6 protein-coding genes and 1 pseudogene are annotated in these 6763 nt (G+C 68.3%); all 7 read left to right on the top strand.

The features are described from left to right. Positions 1 to 125: 125 nt before the first annotated feature. Positions 126 to 707 (top strand): annotated as a pseudogene (locus tag RWX45_RS01530) (hypothetical protein); the annotation flags it as partial. A 41-nt stretch (positions 708 to 748) separates the two neighbouring features. Continuing rightward, positions 749 to 1825: an HAD-IIA family hydrolase gene (locus RWX45_RS01525; protein WP_316022026.1), complete on the top strand. Its 1077-nt coding sequence runs from the start codon at positions 749 to 751 to the stop codon at positions 1823 to 1825. Between the two features lie 10 nt (positions 1826 to 1835). Then, the gene (locus RWX45_RS01520) at positions 1836 to 2018 is read left to right on the top strand and encodes a hypothetical protein (RefSeq protein ID WP_316022025.1); all 183 of its coding nucleotides are present in this window, start codon (positions 1836 to 1838) and stop codon (positions 2016 to 2018) included. 9 nt (positions 2019 to 2027) lie between these two features. Further along, positions 2028 to 2939: a TlyA family RNA methyltransferase gene (locus RWX45_RS01515; protein ID WP_316022024.1), complete on the top strand. Its 912-nt coding sequence runs from the start codon at positions 2028 to 2030 to the stop codon at positions 2937 to 2939. Between the two features lie 97 nt (positions 2940 to 3036). Beyond that, positions 3037 to 3918: an NAD kinase gene (locus RWX45_RS01510; protein ID WP_316022028.1), complete on the top strand. Its 882-nt coding sequence runs from the start codon at positions 3037 to 3039 to the stop codon at positions 3916 to 3918. After that, complete coding sequence (recN, locus tag RWX45_RS01505; protein WP_316022023.1) at positions 3915 to 5711, top strand: DNA repair protein RecN; 1797 nt, start codon at positions 3915 to 3917, stop codon at positions 5709 to 5711. Before RWX45_RS01510 ends, recN begins: the two co-directional genes overlap by 4 nt. A gap of 56 nt (positions 5712 to 5767) precedes the next feature. Beyond that, positions 5768 to 6763 (top strand): putative cytokinetic ring protein SteA (gene steA / locus RWX45_RS01500; RefSeq protein WP_316022027.1); only part of this gene is annotated, 996 nt, incomplete at its 3' end.

The raw sequence follows: 6763 nt of genomic DNA, 5'->3' as shown, positions 1-6763 counted from the left end.
GTGCACGCGTGCCCGAACCGCCAGTGCCGGCGGACGTGGCGCCGCAAAACTTGGAGGCCTCAGCCAGGCGCGAGCTGCGCGCCCTGGGACGGGCGAACGCGGAGAATGTGGCGCGACACCTGGTGATGGTGCAACGACTACTGGACTCTGATCCGGAGCTGGCCTACGAGCACGCGCGTTATGCGGCGTCGCATGCCGGGCGCGTCGCGGTGGTGCGAGAGGCCACCGGAATCGCCGCCTATCTTTCCGGTCATTACGCTGAGGCACTGCGGGAGATCCGTGCTGCCAGACGGCTGTCGGGGCTGGATTTGCACCGCGCCATTGAGGCGGATTGTGAGCGCGCGCTGGGTCGCTACCAGCAGGCCCTCAAGGTTGCCAAGGAAGCGGATCCTAAACAGCTCGATGACGTGGAAGAGGCCGAGATCGCCATGGTGGTCTCGGGGGTACGTCACGATATGGGGCAGAGCGAGCTGGGACTGGTCGTCATTGAAGAGGCGATCATGATGTTCCGTGGCGATCGCGAAACACTGCGGCGGCTTCACTCCGTGCGCGCGGATCGGCTCGAAGAGCTTGGACGCACCGAAGAGGCAGCGAAGATCCGCGAGCGTATCGGTGAGGGGCAGCAGCCTGCCGAGACCGTCGAGGTCTACGACATTGAAGACGACTATGCCGATGACGTGACCCCTGTCGACGCGGTGGAGGACGCCGTCGAACCCGCCGAGGACGCCGAAGCCTGAAAGGAGGCGCCATGGAGAATCAGTTCCACAGCACCTCCGCTTTTCTGCGCGGTTGCCGCGAGCCCTTGGCAGCGGCCTACGACGTTGCGCTGCTTGATCTGGACGGGGTTTGCTTCGCCGGTGATGCGCGGGTGCCGCATGCTGCCGATGGCGCCAACGGCGCGCGCGAGTACGGGATGCGCTTGGTCTTCGTGACGAACAATGCGTCGCGCGCTCCGCAAGCTGTTGTCGACAAACTCGCTCACAACGACATTGTCGCCTCCGCCGGTGAGGTCTTCTCCGCCGCTATGGACGCAGCCGCGTTGCTGCACGAGCACCTGCCCGACGGCGCCTCGGTCTTCGTGATCGGCGGCGAAGGGCTGCGGCAGGCACTCACCGCTGAAGGGTTCACCGTCGTGGCCTCCGCGGAAGATGCGCCGGCCGCCGTCGTGCAGGGCTGGGATCCTTCCGTCGACTGGGCCATGATGTCCGAGGGACTGTACGCGATCACCAACGGTGCCCTGCACGTGGCCACCAACCTGGACGCCACCCTGCCCACCGAACGCGGCTTCGCCCTGGGCAACGGCAGTCTCGTTGCCGCCGTCGCCAACGCCTCCGGACGCCAGCCGCTTGCCGGCGGCAAGCCCTTCCCGGGCATGTATGAGCGCGCCCTGCAGCGTGCGGGCGGGACCAAGCCGCTGGCCGTCGGCGATCGACTCAACACCGACCACGTCGGCGCCCGTGCTGCAGACATCCCCGGGCTGCATGTGCTCACCGGGGTCAACACCGCCCGCGATGTGCTTGTAGCGGCCCCCGAGGAACGGCCCACCTACCTGCACACGGACTTGCGCGGCCTGCTTGAACCTCACCCCGAGCCGCGCCGCATATCCACAGAGGACGCCACCTGGTGGCAGGTCGGCGACGAGCGTTGGCGCGTGTCCGCCACCGGCGTGGAACGCCAGGGCGTTGGAATCCTCACCGCCGCATCCGCCGAGGTCACCCTGGACGGCTATCGCGCACTGGCATGCGCCCTGTGGGAGTACGCCGACGCTCATGACGGCCGCACCAACCCTCTCAACGTGCCCGAGCTCCGGGTCCTCACCTCATGAGTCACCCACGATGACCACCACATCTGAGCCGATGCCACGCCCCGCTCCGCCAGCCTCGCCTTCGTCCGCGCCGGCGGTGGACCTCGGCTCGCGGCTTGAGGCCGCCGCGGCCCTGCCACTGGATGAGCGCGCCGCGGAACTGGTCGCCATTCATGAAGCGCTAGCTGTGCAACTGCGCCGGACCGAGAGCTGATACCGCCGTATGGCAAGGCTCATTCGCATCGACTCCGAGCTCGTCCGGCGCGGGCTGGCTCACTCGCGCGCCCACGCGGCGCGACTCATCAACGACGGCCACGTCACCCTCGACGGGGCAGTGGTGACCAAGCCCGCTCGCCAGGTCAATCCTGCGCAGGCCATCGAGATCATCTCCCCGGATGCCGACGACTATGTCTCTCGGGGCGCACATAAGCTCGCGGGGGCGCTCGACGCCCTGGATGAGCGCAATCTGGCCCCGCGCATTGCGGGCCGTCGCTGTCTGGATGCCGGCGCCTCAACCGGCGGGTTCACGGATGTTCTGCTGCGTCGTGGTGCCGCGCGCGTCGTCGCTGTTGACGTGGGATATGGCCAGCTTGCCTGGTCGCTGCGCACCGACCCACGCGTGACGGTTCTGGAACGCACCAATGTGCGCACGCTTCAACCTGAGACGGTCGCGCCCGCTCCCGACCTCGTGGTCGGTGACCTGTCTTTCATCTCTTTGACGACCGTGCTGCCTGCTCTGGTCGGGGCCGCTGCCGACGACGCCGACCTGCTGCTCATGGTCAAGCCTCAGTTCGAGGTCGGCAAGGAGCGCCTTGGCCACGGGGGAGTGGTCCGCGATCCCGAGCTGCATGTCGACAGCGTGCTGGCCGTATGCGAGTGTGCTCATGGTCTGGGGCTGGGGATCGATGCCATCACCGCCTCGCCCCTACCCGGACCGGCCGGGAATGTCGAGTACTTTGTCAACTTGCACGCGGGGCGGGCCGGCGCCCCGACCGACCTGACCGGTGCGGCGCTTCAGGAAGAGGCCCGCCGCGCCGTCGCGACCGGCCCCGCCGGGCACAACCTCAACAAGCGCAATCGCCACCGGGAGGGAGGCACACATGACCACGGAAACGATCTCCGAAACGGCTCCTGAGCCCACCGTGAAGACCACGTCCACTCCCACCGCATCGCATGCGGCCGGGATCACCACCGAACCCAGCCAGCCGGCCCGCCGGCAACTCCGGCGCGTCATGGTCCTCCAGCGCGACCTCAATGACAAGCCCGTCCCACCGCACCGCAAGGCCGCCCCTACCGCCACCGCTGTCGCCCGGGCGGAGGCCGCCCTGCGCGCACACGGGGTCGAGCCCGTTGAACCTGGCTTCGACGGCGATGTCGACCTCGTCCTCGTAATGGGCGGGGATGGCACCATCTTGCGCGCCAGCGAGGCTGCCCGCGACCGGGACGTGCCGCTGCTGGGCATCAATACCGGGCACGTCGGCTTTCTCGCTGAGGCCGACCCCGACGCCGTCGAGCAGGTGGTCGCCGACCTCGTCGCCGGCAGATACACGGTCGACACCCGTATGACCATTGACGTCGAAGTACATGCCCCCGACGGTTCCGTCACTCGTGACTGGGCGCTCAACGAGGCTGCCCTGGAGAAGCGCGACCGGGCACGCATGGTCGAGGTCGCCGTCGGTGTCGACGGCCAGGCCGTCTCCTCCTTCGGCTGTGACGGGCTGGTCATGTCCACCCCGACGGGCTCGACCGCCTACGCCTACTCGGGCGGAGGGCCCGTCATCTGGCCCGAGGTCGAGGCGCTGCTGCTGGTGCCGCTGTCGGCACACGCCCTATTCACCCGTCCGCTCGTGGTCGGCCCCAACTCCCGTTTAGAAGTCGTCATTCACCACGCCGGCTTCGGCGGCGCTGAAGTGTGGTGCGACGGACGCCGTTGCCTCGACGCACCGACCGGATCGCGCATCTGTGTCACCCGTGCGCAGCGGCCGGTTCGCCTGGCTCGGCTCAACACCGCTCCTTTCGCCACCCGCCTGGTGCGCAAGTTCGACCTGCCCGTGGAGGGGTGGCGGACCGCGGAGGCGGCCGACGCGCTTCCAAGCCGGGGCGAGGCGCAGTGATCGAATCGCTTCATATTGAGAATCTCGGGGTCATCGAGAAGGCCGACCTGCTCCTCAGTCCGGGATTGACCGCCCTGACCGGGGAGACCGGGGCCGGTAAAACCATGGTGCTGACCTCGCTGGGACTGCTGCTGGGACAACGCGCCGAAACCACCATGGTCCGCACCGGGGCGCAGCGCGCCCTCGTGGAGGGCGCCTTCATCCTGTCTCCCGCTTCCCGCGCCGCCATGCGCGCCACCGAAGCCGGCGCCGAACTCGACGACGATCTACTCCTCGCCTCGCGCACCGTCCCTGCCGTCGGCCGCTCCCGAGCTCATCTGGGCGGCCGTGCCGTGCCCTCCACCGTCCTGGCGGACGTCGGCTCCCGGTTGGTCTCGGTGCATGGACAGGCCGACCAACTACGCTTGCGCTCCGCTTCCGCCCAGCGTGCCGCTCTCGATGGACTTGGCGGGAGCACGCATGCCGCCCTGTGCCGACGCTATGCCGAGGCCTACCGAGCCCGGAACCAGGCGGCCACGGCGCTGGAGCAGTGGCAGGCCGGTACCGAGGCCCGGGCTGCGGAGGCCGAAGATCTGCGCCGGTGGCTCACACAGCTGGAGGAGCTCTCCCCTGAGCCGGGAGAGGACGCCGCCCTGACCGTTGAGGCGGAGCGCCTCGACCATGCCGAGGATCTGCGCCGCGCCGCCACCACCGCCCGCACGGCACTGGTGGGTGACGAAGAGACGAGCGTTGACGCTCCCGACGTGGCCGCGCTCATCGCGGCGGCGCAAAGATCCCTCGACCATATTGCCGACGTCGACCCGGTCCTGGCGGCGCTCGCCGAACGCCTGCACCAGTTCAGCATTGTCGGCACCGATCTGGCTGGTGAACTGACCGACTACCTCGCCTCCCTCGACGCCGACCCCGCCCGCCTCGCTTGGGTTCAGGATCGCCGCGCCGAACTCACCCGCGCCCGCCGGGAGATTGGCGGTCCCAACACCCAGATCGACGACGTCGACGCCCTCCTCGCCTGGGGTGAGAACGCTGCCGCCCGGCTGGCCGAGCTCGAGGGCCCGCACGGCACCTCTGAGACTCTCAGCGAGAACCTTGCCGCGGCGGAACACGAGCTGGCAGCCGTCGCGCAGACGCTTTCCGCGGCCCGGCGGGGCCTCGCCGAGCGTCTTGAGAACGAGGTCAACACCGAGCTCGAGGGCCTGCAGATGAAAGACGCACGCCTCGTCGTCGACCTGCAACCGTGTCAACCCGGACCCACCGGCGCCGAAACAGTATCCCTGCTCCTGATCGCACACCCCGGTGCCCCGGCTCTGCCGCTCGGGAAAGGTGCCTCCGGAGGAGAACTATCCCGCATCATGCTGGCCCTGGAAGTGGTTCTGGCAGACAACGGGGCGGACCCGGCCCTCGCCAGCGCCCACCACCAACGCACCTTCGTCTTCGACGAGATCGACGCCGGCGTGGGGGGCCGCGCCGCCCGGGAGATCGGTCGGCGCCTGGCACGGCTCGCCCAAACTCACCAGGTGGTCGTAGTCACGCACCTGGCCCAGGTCGCCGCCTGGGCCGACACCCAGCTCGTGGTGCTCAAGGAACCCGTCACCCAGGCACCGCGGGATCCCGACGGTCCGCAGGAATCCGGGGAAGAGCAGCAGACCGTGCGCACGCGCGTTCTCGCCGTTGCCGGGCAGGCGCGGGTACGTGAACTTGCCCGCATGCTTTCCGGCCATGATGACTCAGACGCGGCCCTTCGGCATGCCGCTGAGTTGATCGATGAGGCACACGTGGCAGAATCCCAAGCGTGAGATTCCCGTTTCCGTTCCGCAAGCAGGCCCCGCCGGCACCGGACCGTCCCAGTGGCATGGTCCGGGTGGACGCGCGTACCAAGAAACTCACCAAACGACTCCAGGCCGGGGACATCGCCGTCATCGACCACGTCGACCTGGACCGCGTCGCCGCCGAGGCGCTGGTCGAGTGCAAGCCCGCAGCTGTCCTCAACGCCGCGCCGTCGGTGTCCGGCCGCTACCCGAACCTCGGCCCCGGAATCCTCATCGACGCCGGTATTCCGCTCGTCGACGACCTGGGCCCGGACATCATGCGGCTGCACGACGGACAACGCGTCACCATCGACCTCGATCCCGAATCCGAACACGCCGGCAGCGTCCGGGTTGAAGGACGCCTCGGGCATCGGCGCACGCACGTTTCCGGGGAAGCGGACGGCGACGGCGCTACCGCCAAGGACACCACCATCCTGGCCGAGGGCACCATGCAAACCCGGGAGAGTATTGATGCCCTCATGGAGGCGGCCAAGGAGGGGCTGTCCGTCCAGCTGGAGGCCTTCGCCGCCAACACCATGGAATACATGCGCGGCGAACGCGATTTGCTGCTTAACGGCGTCGGCATGCCGGACATTCGCACCCGCATGGGGGGCAAACACGTACTCGTCGTGGTGCGTGGTTACTCCTACAAGGAAGACCTCAAAGCCCTTAAACCTTACATTCGCGAGTACAAGCCCGTCATCATCGGTGTTGACGGCGGTGCGGATGCGGTCCTTGAAGCGGGGCTGAGACCCGACATGATCGTGGGCGATATGGACTCCGTCTCGGACAAGGCGCTCGGCTCCGGTGCGGAAATCATCGTCCACGCCTACCGTGACGGGCGCGCGCCGGGGCTGAAACGGGTGGAGGACCTGGGCGTGGAGCACACCGTGTTCGCCGCCACCGGCACCAGCGAGGACATCGCCATGCTGCTTGCGGATGAGGCCGGCGCCGAGCTCATCGTCGCTCTGGGCACACATGCCACGTTGCTGGAGTTCCTCGACAAGGGGCGCGCCGGCATGTCCTCCACCTTCCTCACC

Origin of the sequence: Actinomyces sp. MRS3W, assembly GCF_032465695.1 — a bacterium.
Classification (GTDB): Bacteria; Actinomycetota; Actinomycetes; order Actinomycetales; family Actinomycetaceae; genus Actinomyces.
Note: the sequence above shows the minus strand (reverse complement) of the source record. Positions and strands in the feature narration are given on the sequence as shown.

Excerpts from the sequence above, each read along its gene's own strand:
- RWX45_RS01525 (WP_316022026.1), top strand. The coding sequence starts at position 749 with ATGGAGAATCAGTTCCACAGCACCTCCGCTTTTCTGCGCGGTTGCCGC.
- RWX45_RS01520 (WP_316022025.1), top strand. The coding sequence starts at position 1,836 with ATGACCACCACATCTGAGCCGATGCCACGCCCCGCTCCGCCAGCCTCG.
- RWX45_RS01515 (WP_316022024.1), top strand. The coding sequence starts at position 2,028 with ATGGCAAGGCTCATTCGCATCGACTCCGAGCTCGTCCGGCGCGGGCTG.
- RWX45_RS01510 (WP_316022028.1), top strand. The coding sequence starts at position 3,037 with ATGGTCCTCCAGCGCGACCTCAATGACAAGCCCGTCCCACCGCACCGC.